Below are 21,464 nucleotides of genomic sequence, written 5' to 3'. Positions count from 1 at the left end.
TTACTACGTATTTTACACAATGTATTTGTGTTATTATATTCTGAAATGGGTAAACTGGATGATCGCATGGTGCTGTGCACCATGAGGAAAGTCCGGGCTCCGCAGGGCAAGGATGCCGGATAACGTCCGGCGTAGGTAACTATAGGGAGAGTGCAACAGAAACATTCCGCCGAAACGGGTAATGCCGTGGTAAGGTTGAAATGGTGAGGTAAGAGCTCACCGGCATCGTGGAGACATGATGGCCGTGTAAACCCCATCCGGAGCAAGACTAAGATAGGCATAAAACGCGACGGCCCGTCGCAGCCGGTAGGTAAGTCGCTTGAAGCAGTTAGCAATAGCTGTTCTAGATGGATGATCGTCAAATACAGAACCCGGCTTATAGTTTGCCCATTTTAATTTAGGGATACGAGTAAGGGGACGTCTCGATACTCTATCGGGACTTTTTTAGGTGTAACATATGAGATTAGGTATTGATGTTGGATCAACTACGGTTAAGTTAATCGTTCTTGATGATTCAAATAATATCGTTTATTCGAAATATGAGCGTCATATGTCGAATGTTTTTGATAAAGTTGCCGAACTTCTCGGTGATATGGAGGATGAGCTTGGCGACATTGAAGTAAATGCCGTAATTACCGGTTCCGGCGGCATGGCATTAGCTCAGATACTGAGAATAAAGTTTGAACAAGAGGTGATAGCTTGCAGCAAGGCCATCGAGACCATTATCCCGATGACTGACGTCGCTATAGAGCTGGGTGGTGAAGATGCCAAGATCACATTCTTTGAGTCGACTATCGAGCAGAGGATGAATGGTGCATGTGCCGGCGGTACCGGAGCTTTTATCGACCAGATGGCAGTCCTTCTTCATACAGATGCGGAAGGACTTAATGAAGCGGCCAAAGAGCACACAATGATTTATCCGATCGCTTCAAGGTGCGGTGTATTTGCCAAGACAGATATTCAGCCCCTTATTAACGACGGAGCCAATACTGCGGATATCGCAGCTTCCATATTTCAAGCAGTTGTAAATCAGATGATCAGCGGACTTGCCTGCGGTCACCCGATCAAGGGACATGTCGCGTTCCTTGGTGGACCGCTCCAGTATCTCTCGGAGCTGAGAAAGCGCTTCGTCGAAACACTGGAGCTCAGCGATGATGAGGTTATTTTTCCGGACAATGCAAAATATTTTGTGGCAATTGGAGCTGCAATTCTTGCAAAGAATGAATCCAATAAAGTTTCATTAGCAAAATTGATAGACATAGTTCGTCACGCTGATCCGGCTGCTGCCGGAGGAACAGCTTATCTTGATCCGCTATTTAATAGCGAAAACGAGCTCGCGGAGTTTAGAGCCCGCCACGCCGGGGCAAAAGTCAAGAGAGCCGACATTGCTAATCAGTCAGGTGCTTTGTTCCTCGGCATCGACGCAGGTTCTACGACAACCAAGGCAGCTCTCATCAACAGAGATAAGGAGCTGGTTTTCGAATATTATCAGAGCAACGAGGGCGATCCTCTCAACGTAGTACACAACATCATGAATGCTATATACGACAGGATACCTGAAGCTGCATTTATCGGAAGGTCAGTGGTAACCGGCTATGGAGAGGGGCTGGTGAAGGCAGCATATAGACTGGATGCCGGCGAAATTGAGACGATGGCACATTATAAGGCTGCAGAAGAATTTCTTCCGGGAGTGTCGTTCATCCTGGATATCGGTGGTCAGGATATGAAGTGCATGAAGATTAAGGATGGAGCCATAAACAATATCATGCTCAACGAGGCATGTTCGGCTGGTTGCGGTTCCTTTATCGAAACCTTTGCAAAATCAGTAAATACGAATGTAGAGGACTTTGCCGAATATGCGCTTGAATCGCGTAGTCCTGTGGATTTAGGTACCAGATGCACAGTATTTATGAATTCTAAGGTAAAGCAAGCTCAGAAGGAGGGTGCTTCTGTTGCCGACATCTCAGCCGGTCTTTCGTATTCAGTTATCAAAAATGCCCTGTACAAGGTAATGAAGCTCAGGAATCCTCGTGAAACCGGCGACAAAATCGTCGTTCAAGGTGGTACCTTCCTCAATGAAGCGGTTTTGCGCAGTATCGAATTAATTCTAGGCAAGAATGTCGTTAGACCGGATGCCTCCGGCTTGATGGGTGCATACGGTGCGGCCATCATCGGTTATAACGAATACGTTGAAGGTAATAGGTCTACCGTTCTTAGCAAGGATGGGCTTGATAGCTTCTCTGTTGAAACAAGCAATGACAGATGTCAGAAGTGTGGTAACCACTGTCTGCTCACGATTTCATCATTTTCGGATGGAAGCAAGTACGTCTCGGGGAATAGATGTGAACGAGGAGCAGGTGATACTGTTAAACCTCACAACAATCCCGATCTGTACAAAGAGAAGATGAAACTGCTGTTCGGCAGATACAATCTCAAGGCAGACGAGGCGAAGCGTGGTGTTATCGGAATCCCAAGAGTGCTCAACATGTATGAGGACTATCCGTTCTGGCACGGTTTTTTCACAAAGCTCGGGTTTAGCATCGTTCTAAGCCCACAGAGTTCCAAGAAGCTATATGAATCGGGTATGGACAGCATCTCATCTGACACTGCATGCTATCCGGCTAAAATCACTCACGGTCATGTCAAATGGCTTGTCAAGAATGGAGTTAAGAGGATATTCTATCCTTGCGTCAACTTTGAGGTTATAGAAGACAAGACTGCAGCAAACCATTATAACTGCCCGATTGTTGCTACATACCCTGAGGTAATTGACAAGAATATGGCTGAGCTGTTCTACGACAACGGAGTCGAGTTCTATCATCCTTTCCTGCCGTATGATGATGATGACAGAATGGTTGAAGAGCTGCATAAGTTTTTCTCTGGTAAGCGTAAGATAGATATCGACAGAGTCAGGAACACGGATATCATCAATAAATTTAAAACCGACACTAGAGAATACGGCCTTTTTGATATGAATATCTCCAGAAGCGAGCTGAGAAAAGCCATAAGAGCCGGCAGAAGTGCGTATCGCGAGTTCAAGGATAACATGGATAAGCTTGGTACCGAAGCCCTCAAATTCATGGAAGAGCACAACAAGAAGGGAATCATTCTTTCCGGCAGACCCTATCACCTTGACCCTGAAATCAATCATGGCATCAACAATGTAATCAACCAGCAGGATATGGTTGTATTGACTGAAGATTCGATTGCCAATAAGATTGAAATTGCCAGAAATGTACGAGTCCTCGACCAGTGGACATATCACTCGAGATTGTACCGCGCAGCTGTGTTTGCAGGGCAGCGCGATGACCTCGAGTTGGTTCAGCTCAATTCGTTCGGCTGTGGTCTGGATGCAGTTACTACTGACGAAGTGGATGAGCTGCTTGGGAAAAACAACAAGCTGCATACAGTGCTCAAGATAGACGAAGGTTCAAATCTTGGAGCTGCCAAAATCAGAATCAGGTCTCTTAAGGCAGCCCTGGATGAGAGAGAAAAGGCTGGTGCTCACACAAAGGGCATAAACACACCTTACGAGCGCGTTGTCTTCACTAGAGAGATGAAAGAGGATTACACTCTGCTTGTCCCTCAGATGTCGCCCGTTCACTTCCAGTACTTTGCCCCAATCCTGAAAGCCGCCGGTTACAGGGCTGAACTTTTGCCGGAGTCTACCAGGAACTCCGAAGAAGAGGGCTTGAGATATATCAACAACGATGCCTGCTATCCGACTATAGTTACGCTTGGTCAGATTATATCGGCACTCAAGTCCGGCAAATACGACCTCAATAAGGTCGGGGTATTCATGTCGCAGACCGGCGGTGGCTGCAGGGCTAGCAACTATGTTGCACTTCTCCGTAAGGCTCTCAGAGATCTCGGCATGGAGCAGGTTCCTGTAATCTCATTTAATGCTGCAGGACTTGAGAAGAATCCAGGATTTAAAATTACTCCTAAGATGGCACTTAGACTTGTGTTTGCCGTAAACTACGGAGACTTGATCATGAAGTGCTTATACCGCACCAGACCTTACGAAACGGTTAAGGGGAGTGCAGAGAAGATTATGAACTCGTGGTATGACAGAATTGTCAGCAACGTACTGGATTGTAAGACAGGTACGTTTAAGAAGAACATCAAGCGGATTGTGAGCGAATACGATAATCTTCCAATATACGAGGATATCAAAAAACCAAAGATCGGGATCGTAGGGGAGATACTCGTTAAATACCACCCGAATGCCAACAACAATCTGGTTGAAATAATCGAGGCTGAGGGAGGAGAAGCCGTTGTTCCGAGCTTCATCGGATTCTTTGAGTACGGCATGCTCAACAAGACCTTTAACTTCAAGAACCTCTCAGGTTCACGCAAGGAAATGATCTACAACAGTGCTGCGCTCAAGGCTGTTGAACATTATAGAGAATTCGTAAGGCAGGCTTGCCGAGACAGCAAGCGATTTGAACCCGATGATTACATCGAGGAAACAGCTGAGAACGCTGAGCACATATTGTCCGTCGGAAACCAGTGCGGAGAGGGATGGCTTTTAACTGGAGAGATGGTTGACCTCATCAACTCCGGAGTCAAAAACATTCTCTGTCTGCAGCCGTTCGCCTGCCTGCCTAATCATGTTACCGGAAAGGGCATGATTAAGGTTATGCGCAGCTATGACGAGGATGCCAACATCGTAGCTATCGACTACGATCCCGGTGCCAGCAACGTAAATCAGCTCAACAGAATCAAGATGATGATGTCGACTGCATTTAAGAATCTTGAAAAGAATTAGGGCTTATGCTATCATGTTACGGCAAATTGTTAGAAATTAGATAGAAGGAGGTGCCACCTGTGGGTAGACATGGCACAATAGCAGGTAGAAAATCTGCGCAGGACGCAAGAAGAGCAGCAATGTTCACTAAGTATACAAGACAGATTATTGTTGCGACTAAGGAGGGTGGCGACCCAGAGTTTAACTCATCGCTTAGAGTTGCAATCGACAAAGCAAAGGCAATCGGCATGCCTAACGATAACATCAGCAGAGCTATCAAGAAAGGAACCGGCGAGTTAGCAGGTGAGTCGTATGAAGAGCTGGTATTTGAAGGATACGGTCCATCAGGTGTCGCTGTTATTGTCGAGGCACTTACAGATAACAAAAATAGAACCGCTGCATTTATCAGATCTACATTTGACAGAAACGGCGGTAATCTCGGAACTCCCGGATGCGTATCATACATGTTCTCAAGAAAGGGTGTCATCGTCATCGCTAAGGCTGACGGACTCGATGAAGACTCTGTTATGATGGAAGCGCTTGAAGCCGGTGCCGAGGATATGATTGTCAACGAGGATAACCTCGAGATCAGAACGGAAGCTGCCGATTTCCATACAGTTCTCGATGCACTCAAGGCCTCCGGTTATGAGATTGTTGAGTCTGAGGTTGAGTTTATTCCCTCGATGGAATCAAACGTAGATGATGAAGCCTCAATTAAGGCCTTACACAAGCTGATCGATACGCTGGAGGACAATGACGACGTTCAGAAGGTGTCGTATAACTGCGATTTACCTGATGTAGAGTAGTCTGGTTTCCAATCACTAATCGATCGATATTTCAAGTATTGAAATATAATTAATTGGCACTATAATTTAAATATAAGTTCTGGGATATGCGTTGTGTATCATTAATTGAACCTACACTTCTTGCACGGGATTCCGCGTTCGCTGCTAGGCGATATACTCGATTATCGGGTTTCCGATATATCCGGGAATTACTGAATAGCGACAGGAAGTACCCACCTTATCTTTCGATAGGGCGTCAATTAAGAGCATGACGGTATTTCGGATCTTTGCTTTAAACGCAAGCCTCGTCTTTGGACGAGGCTGTTATTTTAATTACAATAATTACATGCTATAATGTGATGAATTGATATATACTTGCTGTTTTATATCCGCTTGACGTGTAATTTAATAAGAATCAAAGCGAAAGGTATCGGAAAATGGGCTTTAAGAGAATTGACGTAAAGGAAATCAAAGGGTTCAAGCTTGGAAATGCCGAAAATCAGGCTACAGGTACTGGTTGTACAGTTATCATATCGGAAGAAGGAGCAGTCGCCGGGGTTGATATCAGAGGAGGAGGTCCGGCTACTCGTGAAACTGATTTGCTAAAATCAGAAAACACCGTCCAGTTCATCAACGCAGTTGTCCTGAGCGGCGGCAGCGCATTTGGCTTGGAAGCAGGATCAGGAGTAATGAAATACCTCGAAGACAAAGGCGTAGGCTTTAATATGGGGGACAGATGCATACCGATTGTCACACAAGCATCCCTGTATGATCTAGATGTGGGAAGCGCCGATGTGAGACCTGATGTTGAGATGGGAAAGCAGGCATGCATCAGCGCATATGAAGACAAATTCGAGCACGGCAACCATGGAGCCGGAACCGGCGCATCTGTTGGAAAGTTATACGGTATGGACAGGGCTATGAAATCATCTCTCGGTACCTTCGCATGCTCCGACGGTGTGCTTGAAGTCGGGGCAATCGCCGCTGTCAATGCTTTGGGGGACGTGTACAACGGCAATAACAACATAATTGCAGGTCTTCTGAGCAAGGATAAGTGTTATATCAAGGGTTCGATCTCTGTGATGAAGAACCATGTTCACGGAGAAGCCGGTCCTGAAGCTCCAGATATCAGAGATCCATTTAAGAGAGGGGATGTAAACACAACATTTAAATTTGACAACGGTGAAGAAGTTGATTTGGCCGTAGAAGCTTCTGTAGAGAATAAGGCTGATTATCTCACCGAAGCGGCAATAAAATCGACATTAGAATCTCAAGTTCCGTTACAAGCCAAAGCCGAATCTTTATCGGCGCGTGCTGAGCCAGAATCCGCAAGTGCCGTAGCCGATGCTTCTATATCTAATGCTGAAGTAACTTCTGTTGACCCCGATACAAGTGGTGAGGTTAATGATATTGAAGCCAGGATTGAAGAATTACAAGCCGAACTGGATGATGCAGGATCTGATAAGCCTGAATATGAGCCAATTACTATAGAGGAGATGGGCTATGATGTACCATTTAACACAACCATTTCATGCTTAATTACCAACGCTAAGCTGACTAAGCCTCAAGCTAACAAGCTCGCTTCAATTCTGCATGACGGCTATGCAAGAGCGATTAAGCCGGTACACAGTACGTTAGACGGTGATGCAATATTCGTGATGAGCACAAATCAGATTGAGGTCAACTTCGACGCATTTGCAGCACTCGCCACAGATATACTTCAGTACAGCGTTATCGATAGCGCGCTTGCCGCCACGGACGCTTATGGTCTGAAGTCTTCGCGTTCAATAATCGACAAATAAAATTCTTATTTAAGATTTAAGAGGGAAACTGACAATGAGACTAGTAATAATAGATGGCAATAGCTTGCTCTTCAGAGCATATTTCGCTATGAGGCCAATGATGACAAAGGATGGGGTGTACACGCACGGTGTGTACGCCTTTATCAATATGCTAAATAAAATTACGTCCGACTACACTCCCGACTACATAGCGGTGTGCTTCGACATGAAGTCGGAGACCTTCAGACACCGGCAGTACAGCGAATATAAAGCCGGAAGACAGCAGACGCCGATTGAATTGCTCTCACAGATTCCTCTTATGCACGATGTCCTGCATGCTATGAATATCAGGGTGTTCGAAAAGGAGTCATATGAGGCAGATGATCTGATAGGTACTATTACGGCGGATGCTTCCCGCATGGGCATTGAATCTATAGTAATCACCGGTGATAAGGACGAGCTTCAGCTGGTAGACGAAAACACAAAGGTAGTCATCAATAAAAAGGGTATGACAGAGTTTACAATGTATGACGAGGAGGCTATATTCGAGAGATACTCTCTTACACCGCTGCAATTTATAGATTTAAAAGGCTTGATGGGTGATAAATCAGACAATATTCCGGGCGTTCCCGGCATTGGTGAGAAAAAAGGAATAGCTCTGCTCAAGGAGTACGGCTCAGTTGAAGGCGTAATAGAACATGCTGATGAGATTAAGGGCAAGATGGGTGATAACATCAGAGCCAATATCGAGATGGCAAGACTGTCCAAAGCTTTGGCAACAATCATGCGTGAAGTTCCCGTAGCATACGATTTTGATGATCTGAGATACGTTGAGCCTGATTATGAAACTCTGATCAAAGTGTACAGAGAGCTTGAATTCAACAGCTTAATCAAAAAGCTGCGGTTGAGCAGCAGCGCTGCCGAAGAAGAGGTGTTAAATTCAGGCGCAGATATCAGCTCGGAGCTGGCCAAATTCAAACGAGTTGATCCGTCTAAGTTTTACGCTAAAGTATCTGCCGGCAGTGAGGTTGTCGTCCTGTACGAAGGAGATAACAACCACACCGGTCTTCCTGAACTGAAAAGGCTAATGCTTCTGTCTTATGTCGATAAGCTGTACACAGAGCTGACGCTATCCCCGCTCAACGTATCAACCGCTTTAACTATTCTTGCAAATCAAGGCTATAGATATATCGGATATGACCTGAAGCCGTTGCTATATTCAATGCTTCGTTACGAGATCAGAGGTGTGCGCATTGTACATGATGATTTAATCGCTGAGTACCTGATCGATCCTAACAGGAACAGGTACGGTATAGACAAGATGCTGATCAAGTATACGGCGATTGCATATGATGAGTCGGCAGATGAGCTGACACAGCTGTATTATATTTGGATGGTCTGTGTGGAGCAACGCAAGCTTATTGAGTCTAACAATCTATCTAAGGTCTATATCGAATGCGAGTTACCTCTGATTGAGACAATGGCCGATATGGAGGCATCAGGAATACGTGTTGATAAGTCGGTTCTCGAGCAGGTCGGCGTTGAGCTCGATGATAAGATCGCGGCACTTGAGTCCGCTATCTACGATAAGGCCGGCAAGGTGTTCAATATCAAATCGCCCAAACAGCTGGGAATAGTACTTTTTGAAGATCTGGGCATCCCATATCCCGCTCGCAGCAAGAAAAAGACCGGGTATTCGACTTCCGTCGACGTGCTGGAGAAGCTACAGACAGACAATCCGATTATCGGCGATATTCTCAAGTACAGAAAGGCTACAAAACTGAGAAGCACTTACATCGATGGACTTATCGCTCTAATTGGTGATGACAATAGAATTCATCCTCATTTCAATCAGACTGTCGCCGCTACAGGACGTATCAGTTGTACGGAGCCCAATCTGCAGAATATTCCTATCCGCGATGAATACGGGAGGAATATACGCAAGGCGTTCGTAGCTGAGGACAATAATCATACATTCATCGGCGCGGATTATTCACAGATTGAATTGCGTATTCTTGCAGCGCTCAGCGGTGATGAGGTGCTTTTAGATGCCTTTAACAACAACGAGGACATTCACCGCATAACTGCTTCAAGAGTCTTCAATATACCTCTTGACAAGGTCACAGCTCTCGACAGAAGCAGAGCTAAGGCGGTTAACTTCGGAGTTATCTATGGCATGAGCGGATTCGGGTTGAGCGAAGAGCTGATGATCTCCAGAGCCGAGGCGCAGAAGTATATAGACGACTATTTTGCTAAGCACGAAGCTGTAAAGGCATATCTTGATGAGCAGATCAGGATAGGAGAGCGTGACAATGCCGTCAAGACTATTATGGGACGTATCAGACAGATACCGGAGTTCACATCGCGCAAATACATGGAGCGTCAACTAGCGCACAGACTTGCTATGAATACTCCCATTCAAGGAAGTGCAGCAGACATCATAAAGCTGGCTATGAACAGGGTTTATAGGGAATTGGAGGATAGAAAACTCAAATCAAAGCTCGTCCTGCAAATTCATGATGAGCTGATAATTGAAGCGACCAATGAAGAGATTGACGTCGTCAAAGAGCTGCTAAGGCGGAATATGGAGGGTGCTGTCGAACTAAAGGTTAAGCTGTTATGCGACATGCACACCGGCAGCACATGGTACGATTTAAAATAAGGATATAATATGCTAAAAATTGCTATTACCGGCGGAATAGGTGCCGGAAAAACTGCGATTACTGATTATCTCAAGTATCTGGACTTCACTGTCATAGACGCCGATGTGATATCAAGGGAAATGACCGGTCCGGGCGGGTGCGCAATCACAGCAATTTGCGAGAAATGGGGATCGGATATTGCCAATCAGGAACGCGGCTTGGATCGTGATCTAATGCGTAGCATTATATACAGCAACGAAGAGAGTAAGCGTGAATTTGAGAATATTGTCACCAAATCAGTGATTAAAACCGTAGCTCGTCTTCTAAAAGTACATGAACTGCGAGGCAGTAAGGTAGTGTTCGTCGCCGCGCCACTTCTGTTCGAGTGCGATATGCAGGATGATTATGATGCCGTATGGCTTGTAATCGCAGATAAGGACACACGTGTAGAGCGTGTTTCTGAAAGAGATGACCTGGGATATGAGATTATCAACAGAATCATTGCTTCGCAGATGAGCGATGATGAAAAAGCAAAATTATCATCAGATGTAATCGAAAATAACGGCACCCTTCCTGAGCTTAAGAAAAATGTGGACAAGCTTTTGAACAAATACGGTCTCGAAGCTTAGTTGAGCATATATAGTATTTGTGATACAATTCTATGTCATTATATAGGACGAGGGAGATAGTATGAGAGCTGATTTTTTATACAAATTAAGAGTTCTTTCGGGAGCAAGATTCGCTAAGCTTAACGAGGTTACAACTGAAATTAACAAGAGATGCGGAAAGAGTAAGGCCGGCATTATCAAGGATATTTTTCACTGCTACAGGAAGTTTGGAAGTGGATATTATGATTATATAATCTATCATTTTTATGAGCTCGACGACAGTATGCGTGACACGTACATGACTCGTATGCGCAGCAAGAAGCTCGTAACATTTCTCAACGATCCTGAGATGGCAAAGCTTTTTGATAACAAGAATCAGTTCGATGAGGTTTTCAAGGAATTTATCTCCAGAGATTACCTGGATGCTGTAAATTGCGATTTAGCGGAGGCGACACGCTTCTACAACGAAAATGAAATCGGATTCGCTAAGATGCTTGACCTTGCATGTGGCAAGGGGGCGGAAATCATCAGGATGGCTGATTTTGAAAATGCTGAGGCGTTCTACAATTACATCAAGGAAAAGGGCTTTGGTGTAGTAGAGGAATATCTGATCAATCACGATAAAATTAGAGAGGTATACAAGCCGGCTCTCAACACCATGCGAATGATTACTATAATCGGGGACGATGGGCAGCCGCACTTGTTTTTTGCGGCACAAAAATTTGGAGTACACGGACGTTTCATCGATGTTCATGGAATTCATGCGCCAATTGATCTCGAGACAGGAGTTGTACATTTTCCATTCCACAGCGGTAATACCGATACAGATTTGATATACACAAAGCATCCTGATACCGGATATGACCTTACTGAGTATGAGGTTCCGATGTTCCGGGAGGCTAAGGATATGATTCTCAAGGCTGCCATGAAGGTCCCTGAGATGAGATATGTTGGCTGGGATGTTGCAGTTACAAATAAGGGACCCAAGATTGTAGAAGGCAACGATTACACAGCATATGACTACATGCAGCTACCACAGCAGAACCCCGGCAGGGTCGGTGTGATTCCTGATATCCTTAAGCTCGTTCCAAGCTTCAAGGATGAACTGTACAAGTAAGTGATGATAAGTGATAAATTTCTATTGTGATAGGTAAGAATTAGAAAGGTCGGCGTATTTCAGATGGGTAAACTGCGTTACTTTTGTGCACTTATAATTGCAAAGCTTTCGATTATAGCGCTGAAGATGACCGGGCATAAGGGAACAAACTTTCCCGGAATAGTTGCAATTAAAATATGTCCAAATTTTCTCAAGTACATCAAGCTGCCTAACAAAATAATCGGAGTAACGGGTACTAACGGCAAGACTACTTGTTCCAACTTGCTGAGAGACTCGCTTGCTGTGCTCGGAGAGAGCGTACTCAACAACTCCGCCGGTTCCAATACTATCACCGGCATCACTGCATCACTGATTACCAGCGTCAATGTGTTCGGCAAGCAGAGATATGGGACGGCAGTATTCGAGATTGACGAGCTGTCATCAAGGCGGATTTTTCCATATGTGCACATAGATCATCTGATAGTTACTAACTTATCTCGCGACTCCATCATGCGAAATGCTCATCCTGAATACATTCGTTCAGTGCTGGAGGCACATATCGATAAATCAACTAAGCTCATTTTAAATGCAGATGATCTTATATCTTCGCAGCTATGTCCTGACGGTGACAGGGTGTTTTTTGGCATCGACCTGCTCAAAAGTGATAAAACTGAGTGCACCAATCTTATTGACGATTGTCCAATCTGCCCGGTATGCAATAATAAATTAAAATATACAAGGAATAGATACAGCAATATAGGAAGAGCATACTGTCCTAATTGTGATTTCAAGTCTCCTGATGCTGATTATCTCGCTACAGACATTAATCTTGAATCAATGACTATGAATATCGAGCTTGAGGGGGAAAGCTGTACATTTAGGCTGTTTAACAACGGAACCTTTAACATTTATAATGAGGTTACATTAATAGCAGCGCTTAGCGAACTCAGATATTCAGTAGATGAAATCAAGGCTGCAGTAGACAACGTAAATATTACAAAAGAACGTCTTAACCTGTTTAAAGCCGGAGACATCTGTCTTAGCTCAGTACTCTGCAAGGATAGAAATGCTTACGCAAGCTCCCGTGTTTTTGAATATATAGATGCACAGCCGGGAGACAAGGAGATCCTGCTATTCAATAACAATTTTCAGGATGATGTCAAATGGTCGGAGAACACGTGCTGGCTCTATGACGCTGATTTTGAGCTGTTGCGGGACGATAGAATAAAAACCATCATAACTACAGGTTCACGCGGACTTGATTTCAAGCTCAGACTCTTAATGGCCGGAGTGCAGCCTGACAGAATTAAGTTTGTACGGGACCCTCTATCATGCATTGATGATTTGAAGTTTGCAAAGGGAGAGACGATATATCTCCTTTATGGAACCGACCCGTTATCGCCTGCTCGCAAGGTGAGAGAAAAGCTGGAGAAATATCTTAAAGACATGGAAAGGTTAACTAAATGATTATTGAAATGCTCTATCCCGAGCTAAGCAATCTATATGGGGATTCTGCCAACATCAAATATCTGCAGGAATCACACCCTGAGACCAAGATTATCGAGACACACCTAGGTGATAAACCTTTCTTTATTGACGGAAAGGTTGACCTTGTCTATCGCGGCACGCTTACCGAGCACGGGCAGCAGCTATTTATCGAAAATGCTGAGCCGTACGTTGGAGGATTTAAGACTGCCATTGAACGCGGGCAACATTTCCTCGTGACGGGGAACGCTGTTGAGCTCTTTGGCAACTACATTATAGATAAGTCCGGAGAAAAGATTGACTGTCTGGAGCTCTTTGATTTTCATGTAGAGCGCGACATAGTCGCAAAAAGATTCAATTCGCTGTATGTAGGCACGTACGCGGATCTCAAGGTTGTAGGGTTCAAGAGTCAGTTCTCGCAAGGCTTTTATGATAGTGAAATACCGGCTCTTTTTGATACAACAAGAGGTCCGGGCTTCAACCCTGATATCAAACAGGAAGGTATCCATTATAACAATTTTATGGGTACATATCTGCTCGGTCCGCTGTTGATACTTAACCCGGATTTCACGAAGGCTTTGGCTGCTGAATTAGGTATAGGCGGTTTTACGCCTGCGTATTACGACATAGCCAGAGAAGCGTATGCGTTCAGACTCAATCAATATACCGATGCCAGCACCGGATTCTATTACTAGTTGATTAGATCCGGTTGTTTAAACATTCAGATATTGATTGAGTTATCAAACGAGCGCTCGGATCGCGATTCCCGGAAAATTCTATTTATTTGGAACTTTACCGTTAACGTTGACGTTGACATTTACGAAGTTTAACTTATTTTAAGAAATTACTTGCATTTTCACCTGTTTTTTTGTATATTTAAGTAGTCGTGTGGCTGTGGCGGAATGGCAGACGCGCATGCTTGAGGGGCATGTGGGAGACCGTGCTGGTTCGAGTCCAGTCAGCCACACCATTTTTTTTACAAAAAATAAGATTTGCCGGCGTGGTGGAATTGGCAGACGCGCGGGATTCAAAATCCCGTGGTAGAAATACCGTATGGGTTCGACCCCCATCGCCGGCACCAATCATATTTTCACTTATATTAACGAAAATATTGGAGGTGCTGAAATGAAGAATGCAGGTGTTTTTAACGTTGTTCTACTGGTAGCTTTTATCGCTTTGATCTACTTTATGATGATCAGGCCGCAGAGAAAGCGTGATAAGGAAGTTTCCGACATGCGGGCTTCGCTTAAGCCCGGAGATCAGATTGTCACTATCGGCGGTATTGTCGGTAAAGTTGTTAGGATCAAGGATGATCGTATCCTAATTGAAACCGGTTCCGGCAAAACCAAGATGGAAATTGTAAAAACCGCAGTCGGTAGTGTAGTGGGTAAGCAGGCAGCTGAAAAGCTGGATGATTCCACTTCCGAAAAGGAAGCTGAGCCGGAAATTGAGGAGACTCACGTAAACAGAAGCAAAAAGGTTACTCCTAAAAAGCTTGGAGCTAAAAAGTCAGAAAACGAGAACGGTAAAACCGACAAATAACAGTGAACTGAAAAGGTGTGCAGCTGCACACCTTTTCCTTTTGCATATTTTTCTCTAATTTGTATCAACTGTAACCCCCCGATACGGTATCACAAATTTAAATACCCGAAATGTTCAAAATCCTAGAAAATCCATATTTATCAAGGGATTTATAACTTGAAGAAATCGACTATATAATGTAAAATATCTTGAAGTATTATTTGACAATAAGGTCGTGTGACCTTAATTTTGTTTTTATATTTATCATTGATGAAGGAAAGGCAATTCACAATCATGAAAACTGGAACAAAGAAGCTTTTGGCGACTATAGTGACTCTCATCATCGTTCTGGGATGGACAGTTGCTATAAAGGGTGTTGGTCCCATAAAGAGCATCAGCAAACAGATGAAATACGGTCTTGATATTAACGGCGGTGTATATGTGCTTCTTCAGGCTGACACTAAGGCAAAGGGGTCGGATCTTGCGAAGCTCATGGATCAGACTAAGAACGTTCTTGAGAATCGTGTCAATGCAATGGGTATATCGGAAGCAACAGTATCTGTTGAGGGAACTAACAAGGTTCGTGTTGAGATGCCAGGTGTTGATGATGCGGATTCGGCAATCAAGCAGATCGGTAAAACAGCTCAGCTGAGATTCCTCCTCGCTGACGGAACTCAGATAATGAGCGGTAACGATATCAAGGATGCAGCCTTCAGCACAGATCAGAGCAACGGCGGATACAAAATTACAATGGACTTTACATCTGCAGGTTCTGACAAGTTCGCCAGGGCAACTGAAAGGACTTCGCGCGGTTCAGTTACTTCGACACTCAAAAATGCCGACGGTACACCTGTAGATGCACAGTCTATCATCATCATGCTGGACAATAAAGTGATTTCAGCCCCGACCGCTAAGAGTGCTATTAACAGCAGAAGCTGTGAAATCACCAGACCTGGCGGCTTTTCCAAAGAAGAAGCGTCACAGACGTCATCTCTCATAAGAGGTGGAGCACTTCCTGCAAGCTTGTCGGAGGTTAACTCGTCCGTTGAAACCGCAACCATAGGCGCAAACGCCTTGGTTAAATCGGTAAAGGCCGGTGTCATCGGTCTGGGACTTGTATTTCTGATCATGTTAGCTGCCTACGGTTTGCTTGGTTTTATCGCTGACCTTGCTCTTTCTCTATATGTCCTGATAGTGCTGGAGATCATGGCAACTCTCGGAGCAGTTCTCACGCTTCCAGGAATTGCCGGAATTATACTCTCGATAGGTATGGCGGTTGACTCCAACGTAATCATCTTTACAAGAATCCGCGAGGAGCTTTCAAAGGGCAAGTCCGTCAGAGCTGCTGTCGATTCGGGATTTAAGTCAGCTCTATCTACTGTTGTAGACGCTCAGACAACTACGCTGATTGCCTCAATTGTTCTATACCTGATTGGAACGACAGCTGTAAAGGGATTCGCGCTGACCCTGATGATAGGTACTGTCTGCAGTATTTTTACGGCAGTTATTATCACTCAGTTGTACGTAACACTTCTTGCGGACAGCAAGAGGTTCGGTCATAACAAATTCTTTGGAATCAGAGAAGACGGAACTCCAAAGTTCAAAATTAAGCGTCAGTTTAACTTTGTTGCTAACCGCAAGAAGTTCTACGCTCTATCGCTTTGCGTTATCATGATAGGAATTGCATGCGCTGGATTTAAAGGCTTTAACTACGGAATTGACTTCACCGGCGGTACAACTATTCAGCTTGAGATGAGCAAGAAGGTAGATATCAACGAAGTAAAGCAGACTATAGCAAAGCATAAGCTTGACCCTCAGATTGTGTATGCCGGTGCGGGGAACACACAGGTTGTAATCAAGACAATTAAGGCTCTCAAGGCTGATAAAAGGCAGGATGTAATCAATACAATCGACGCTAAGTATCATCTCAAGAAAGGCGCTGTTTTATCGTCAGAGGAGTTCGGACCAACAGTCGGCAAAGAGCTTCGTCACAACGCTGTTAAATCTATTCTGATTGCGACATTTTGCATGTTGATATATATCAGGTTCAGATTTAAAAATTGGAATTACGGATTAGCTGCTGTAGGCGGACTGGCTCACGATGTACTCGTAACACTTGCTCTATATGCGATATTTGGATTTACGATCAACAACCCGTTTATCGCCGGCATCCTGACAGTTGTAGGTTATTCAATCAACGATACAATCGTTGTATTCGATAGAATTCGTGAGAATACCAAGTTCTACAAGCGTAAGGAAGTTGAAACTCTGATTAACGACAGTATCAACCAGACACTGTCGAGATCGATTATGACATCATTGACAACGTTAGTCGTCATGATCCCGCTGTTTATTCTTGTGTCATCTGAGATCAGACAATTCCTGATTCCACTGATTATCGGTGTATCGGTCGGAACATACTCATCGATATTCCTGTGCAGTCCTCTGCTCTATGAATCAATGCGCAAGAGAAGTATGTCTAAGTATGCTAAGCGGGTTGAACAGAATGAAAAGCAACGGAAGAGAATTGAACGTGCAAAGCGCGAAAATGACGGCATAATCAAATAGCCGCACAAAATTCAACTATCGGAGGCATCAATTTGCAGGCACAAGCTCCCGTTATGACAACTGAAGAATTTATAGCTCAACTCAAAAGTATTAATCCCAAGTACGATTTACCGCTTGTTGTTAAGGCTTTTGAAATTGCTAACAGATTACATTCAGGGCAACTTAGGAAAAGTGGCGAGCCGTACATTATCCATCCTATTGCTGTATCTTTTATATTGGCAACTTTTGGTATGGATACAGAGACAATCATTGCCGGCTTGATGCATGACGTCGTAGAAGATACGCCTTATACGCGCGAGCAGCTTGTCGAGGATTTTGGTGAAGAGATTGCGCTTCTCGTAGATGGTGTAACAAAGCTCGGCAACATCAAATACGATTCAAAAGAGGAGCTTCAGGCGGAGAACTTCCGTAAAATGTTCCTCGCTATGTCAAAGGACATTCGTGTATTGATTATTAAGCTTGCCGACAGGCTTCATAACATGCGTACGCTCGAATATATGCCTACCACTAAGCGAGAGGAGAAGGCTCTCGAAACACTTGAGATATATGCTCCGCTCGCCGGTCGGCTCGGAATTTACAGCATTAAATTTGAGCTTGAGGATCTTGCTCTGATGTACCTACATCCTACTGAGTACAGGGAGCTATCCAACAAGGTTAATAAGAGGCGTCAGAGCAGGGAAGCCGTTGTTCAGCAGTTAATCACCGAGATTAAAGCGGGACTTGACAAGGCAAACATCGAATATGAGGTAACGGGGCGCTCCAAACACCTTTACAGTATTTATAAGAAGATGGTAATCCAAAAGAAACAGCTGGATGAAATATTTGATTTGACTGCCATCAGAGTGATTGTCGATAATATCAAGGACTGTTACGCCACTCTGGGGCTTGTTCATACTAGATGGACTCCAATTCCCGGCAGATTCAAGGATTACATAGCTATGCCTAAACCCAATATGTATCAATCGATACATACGACGGTGCTCGACGATGAAGGAAATCCCTTTGAAATACAGATCCGCACCAAGGAAATGCATCGCATAGCTGAATATGGTATTGCAGCACACTGGAAATACAAGGAAGGCAAGTCCGACAGCAAGCAAAACGAAGACGAGAAAAAGCTGGCTTGGCTCAGACAGGCTCTGGAGTGGCAAAAGGAGACGGACGACTCTCTGGAATTTCTCGAGACGCTCAAGGTTGATCTTTTCGACCATCAGGTCTTTGTATTTACACCTCATGGTGATGTAGTCGAATTACCGGCATCCTCTACGCCGATCGATTTTGCATTTAAAATTCATACCGACGTAGGTGTTAGATGTGTTGGAGCCAAGGTTAACGGCAAGATGGTTACTATTGACCATAAGCTTATGACCGGTGATATCGTAGAGATTATAACCTCTGCGAACTCTGCCGGTCCGAGCATGGATTGGCTCAATATAGCCAAGAGCTCTCAGGCTAAGAACAAGATTCGAAACTGGCTGCGCAAAGCCGATAGAACAAGTGTAGTTGAAAAAGGCAAGAATAATATAACCAACTACATTAAGAAAAAAGGGTACGATCCAACGCTTGTAGCTAAGAATGCGTACCTTCTCAGAGCCGTCAAAGATCTGGGTATGAGCAATATCAACGAGCTTTACGCATCTATCTCTAGCGGCGGTGCAGCACAGACCAGACTAGGTCAGCGCCTGATTGAGTATTACACTGAGGAAACTCACAGGGAAGAAAAGAAAAAAGACGAGATAATTAACAAAAAGCCTAATAGAAAGGAACACAACTCAGGAACTCCCGGGATTACAGTGAAGGGCGCCGACAACCTTTTGATAAAGGTTGCCAGATGCTGCAACCCTGTTCCCGGAGATGACATAATCGGCTTTATAACTAAAGGGCGAGGCATTACGGTTCACCGTAAGGATTGCACCAATATTTTGAGCCTTCCTAATGAGGAGAAGGCAAGGCTTATAGACGTTGAATGGGAAACACCTAAGCTCGGTCAGACGTATTACGCTGATGTAAACGTATCGGGACAGGATAGAAAGGGAATGTTCAGCGATATCTCCAAGGCATGTGAGGATTTGGATATCAAGTTGTCCGGTGTGAATATGAGGCCGATAGAGGACAATTTTGTAACATGTACTTTGACCGTCTCAATTTCTGATACGCATCAGATGCAGAGACTTCTCATCGCACTCAGAAATGTTCCCGGAATATCAGAAGTATATAGGGTTAGATCATAATGAGTATAATTTTTACAAAGATTGAAGCTGCTCCAATTGGAGAAAACACATATGTAATAAAGGATGAGAGTACCGGTAAATGCGCAGTTATCGATCCGGGTTGTATGACTGCGTCTATCAACAGGTTTATTTACGACGGATCCGGCCTCGAATATATCCTTCTCACTCATGCGCACTGGGATCACATTGCTGCTCTCAATGAGTATGTATCCAAATATCCTGACGCGCGTGTCGTGGCGAGCTTTGATGAGCGGGAGATGCTTATCGATTCGTCGATTAATCACAGCGCTCGTTATACAGAATCCGCAATATCCAGAGAAGCCGATATATACGTGTCTGACAACGAGGAGCTTTCGCTCGGAAATTCCAAGCTTAGATTTATCGCAACCCCCGGACATACAAAAGGCGGGATGTGCATCCTCGTTGACGATAAGCTTTTTAGTGGAGATACACTGTTTCTCAGGAGCGTAGGCAGAACCGACTTATATGGTGGCAGCTGGCAAGATCTGAAGGCATCTATCCAAGATAAGCTATTCAAATTGGATGGTTCGACGAAGGTGTATCCCGGTCACGGTCCATCGACAACAATTGAATTAGAGATGAGGGAAAATCCTTTTGTATAGACTGTACGTTAACGGAATAAGCAATGAGCATCATTATTCGGAGCTTGCTCGCGAGTTTTTCAGCGATGGCGACTACGAGGTAGTTCCGATTTATATTAAAAATGCGGGTGGTCTTGCACTCGGTGCAAACAGTTTCATCTTCAACTCGGAGGATACTCTCGATAGAGACGGCATCAAAAAAGAGATGTTCTTTCGTCTTTCTTCGATTACCGGTATAACTCCCGATTGGGGAACGCTGACGGGAGTTAAACCTCTTAAGCCGGCCATGAACCTATATCTTGCAGGTAGCGATCTGGAGGAGGTCGATAATAGCCTGTCAGAGATATATCTTGTATCCGATGCCAAGAGAGCTCTGATCAACGAGATTCTTAAGTACCAAACTGAAAATGTACCTGCGGCTGATGACAATAACTGGGCTATCTATACTGGCATTCCATTCTGTCCCAGTATCTGTTCTTATTGCTCTTTCGGATCTGAATTGGCAAGGGAGAAGTCAATAGCTAGATATCTCCCCGAATTGAATCGTGAGATTTCAGAGTGCGGAAGTCTGTTTAGAAGGAGTGATAAGCGAATAGAAAGCGTGTACTTTGGAGGCGGAACACCTACATCACTGAAGGCTTCCGAACTAAAAGCACTATTTGAAAGAATTGAAGCTTCATTCGACATAAGTCTTTCAGACCTTGAAGCCACCGTTGAGGCGGGAAGACCTGACACTATTGATGAACAGAAGCTCAACGCTATCAGAACTGCAGGGGTTAACCGCATAAGCATCAACCCGCAGTCGATGAAGGATGAAACCTTGCACAGGATTGGCAGATTACACTCATCCCGTGATATCGCACATGCGTTCGAGCTTGCAGCATCATATCGCTTTGAAGTAATCAACTCAGACGTAATCGCCGGACTTCCAGGTGAAGACGCTAACGATGTTGCAGATACGGTTCGCGAACTTATAGAGCTAGGCGCCAATAATATTACCGTGCATACATTATCGGTCAAGCGAGGCTCCAAGCTTAAGAGCGAAGATCCCGAATACTATCTGCGCGGAGTGAGAGAAGTTGAGAATATGCTGGAGCTTACAGCTCAAATCCTACATGAAGCCGGATTTATACCTTATTACGTATATAGACAAAAGCATCAGATGGGCTCTTTTGAAAATACCGGCTGGTGCAGGCCGGGGCTTCATTCAATGTACAACGTCCGAATTATGGAAGAAATGCAGACTATCATCGGCCTGGGGGCAGGTGCCATAGGCAAGAGATTCTATAAAGATGACAATCGTCTGGAACGAATTCCAAACATTAATGACTACAGGATGTACGTAGACAGAATAGAAGATATCATAGCAAGGAAACGCAGATATTTCGATTAATA

General features: G+C 44.5%; 13 protein-coding genes, 2 tRNA genes and 2 other RNA genes. All 17 read left to right on the top strand.

All coding sequences use genetic code 11. The annotated features are described in order from the left end of the window. Positions 1–46: 46 nt before the first annotated feature. The 17 genes from rnpB to hemZ all read left to right on the top strand — a co-directional run bounded on the left by rnpB (position 47) and on the right by hemZ (position 21,462). An RNA gene (gene rnpB / locus HMPREF1152_RS09140) (RNase P RNA component class A) lies at positions 47–394 on the top strand. Between the two features lie 63 nt (positions 395–457). Beyond that, complete coding sequence (locus HMPREF1152_RS07975; RefSeq protein ID WP_009644683.1) at positions 458–4,771, top strand: 2-hydroxyacyl-CoA dehydratase; 4,314 nt, start codon at positions 458–460, stop codon at positions 4,769–4,771. A gap of 59 nt (positions 4,772–4,830) precedes the next feature. After that, positions 4,831–5,556, top strand: coding sequence for a YebC/PmpR family DNA-binding transcriptional regulator (locus HMPREF1152_RS07970; RefSeq protein ID WP_009644674.1), 726 nt, complete (start codon positions 4,831–4,833; stop codon positions 5,554–5,556). Positions 5,557–5,629: 73 nt separating this feature from the next. Then, positions 5,630–5,825, top strand: a non-coding RNA gene (ssrS, locus tag HMPREF1152_RS09445) — 6S RNA. A gap of 147 nt (positions 5,826–5,972) precedes the next feature. Then, positions 5,973–7,337 carry a P1 family peptidase gene (locus tag HMPREF1152_RS09100; RefSeq protein WP_009644750.1) on the top strand — a complete coding sequence of 455 codons (1,365 nt, stop codon included), beginning with the start codon at positions 5,973–5,975 and terminating at the stop codon, positions 7,335–7,337. A gap of 34 nt (positions 7,338–7,371) precedes the next feature. Continuing rightward, positions 7,372–9,978, top strand: a complete 2,607-nt coding sequence (gene polA, locus HMPREF1152_RS07960; protein WP_009644826.1) for a DNA polymerase I — start codon at positions 7,372–7,374, stop codon at positions 9,976–9,978. A gap of 9 nt (positions 9,979–9,987) precedes the next feature. Continuing rightward, on the top strand, positions 9,988–10,587 hold the full coding sequence (gene coaE, locus HMPREF1152_RS07955; protein ID WP_009644662.1) for a dephospho-CoA kinase: 600 nt from the start codon (positions 9,988–9,990) through the stop codon (positions 10,585–10,587). A 61-nt stretch (positions 10,588–10,648) separates the two neighbouring features. Then, positions 10,649–11,683, top strand: a complete 1,035-nt coding sequence (locus HMPREF1152_RS07950; protein WP_009644704.1) for a sugar-transfer associated ATP-grasp domain-containing protein — start codon at positions 10,649–10,651, stop codon at positions 11,681–11,683. A gap of 63 nt (positions 11,684–11,746) precedes the next feature. Beyond that, positions 11,747–13,129, top strand: a complete 1,383-nt coding sequence (locus HMPREF1152_RS07945) for a Mur ligase family protein (RefSeq protein ID WP_009644778.1) — start codon at positions 11,747–11,749, stop codon at positions 13,127–13,129. Then, positions 13,126–13,842 (top strand): hypothetical protein, encoded by a 717-nt coding sequence (locus HMPREF1152_RS07940; RefSeq protein ID WP_009644805.1) that lies wholly within the window; start codon positions 13,126–13,128, stop codon positions 13,840–13,842. The genes HMPREF1152_RS07945 and HMPREF1152_RS07940 overlap by 4 nt, the downstream gene beginning before the upstream one ends. A gap of 193 nt (positions 13,843–14,035) precedes the next feature. Beyond that, positions 14,036–14,117: transfer RNA gene (locus HMPREF1152_RS07935), tRNA-Leu, on the top strand. Between the two features lie 24 nt (positions 14,118–14,141). Continuing rightward, positions 14,142–14,228 (top strand) — tRNA-Leu (locus HMPREF1152_RS07930). A gap of 44 nt (positions 14,229–14,272) precedes the next feature. Next, positions 14,273–14,689, top strand: coding sequence for a preprotein translocase subunit YajC (gene yajC, locus HMPREF1152_RS09440; protein WP_009644627.1), 417 nt, complete (start codon positions 14,273–14,275; stop codon positions 14,687–14,689). A 273-nt stretch (positions 14,690–14,962) separates the two neighbouring features. Beyond that, complete coding sequence (gene secD / locus HMPREF1152_RS07920) at positions 14,963–17,236, top strand: protein translocase subunit SecD (RefSeq protein WP_009644625.1); 2,274 nt, start codon at positions 14,963–14,965, stop codon at positions 17,234–17,236. Between the two features lie 53 nt (positions 17,237–17,289). Beyond that, entirely contained in the window at positions 17,290–19,467 is a 2,178-nt protein-coding gene (locus HMPREF1152_RS07915) for a RelA/SpoT family protein (RefSeq protein ID WP_039883906.1), read from the top strand. Then, positions 19,467–20,090 carry an MBL fold metallo-hydrolase gene (locus HMPREF1152_RS07910; protein ID WP_009644749.1) on the top strand — a complete coding sequence of 208 codons (624 nt, stop codon included), beginning with the start codon at positions 19,467–19,469 and terminating at the stop codon, positions 20,088–20,090. Before HMPREF1152_RS07915 ends, HMPREF1152_RS07910 begins: the two co-directional genes overlap by 1 nt. Further along, positions 20,083–21,462: a coproporphyrinogen dehydrogenase HemZ gene (hemZ, locus tag HMPREF1152_RS07905; protein WP_009644648.1), complete on the top strand. Its 1,380-nt coding sequence runs from the start codon at positions 20,083–20,085 to the stop codon at positions 21,460–21,462. The genes HMPREF1152_RS07910 and hemZ overlap by 8 nt, the downstream gene beginning before the upstream one ends. Positions 21,463–21,464: the final 2 nt, after the last annotated feature.

The organism is Mogibacterium sp. CM50, assembly GCF_000293155.1.
Lineage (GTDB): Bacteria > Bacillota > Clostridia > Peptostreptococcales > Anaerovoracaceae > Mogibacterium > Mogibacterium timidum.
This window is presented reverse-complemented; position numbering and strand designations above follow the sequence as displayed.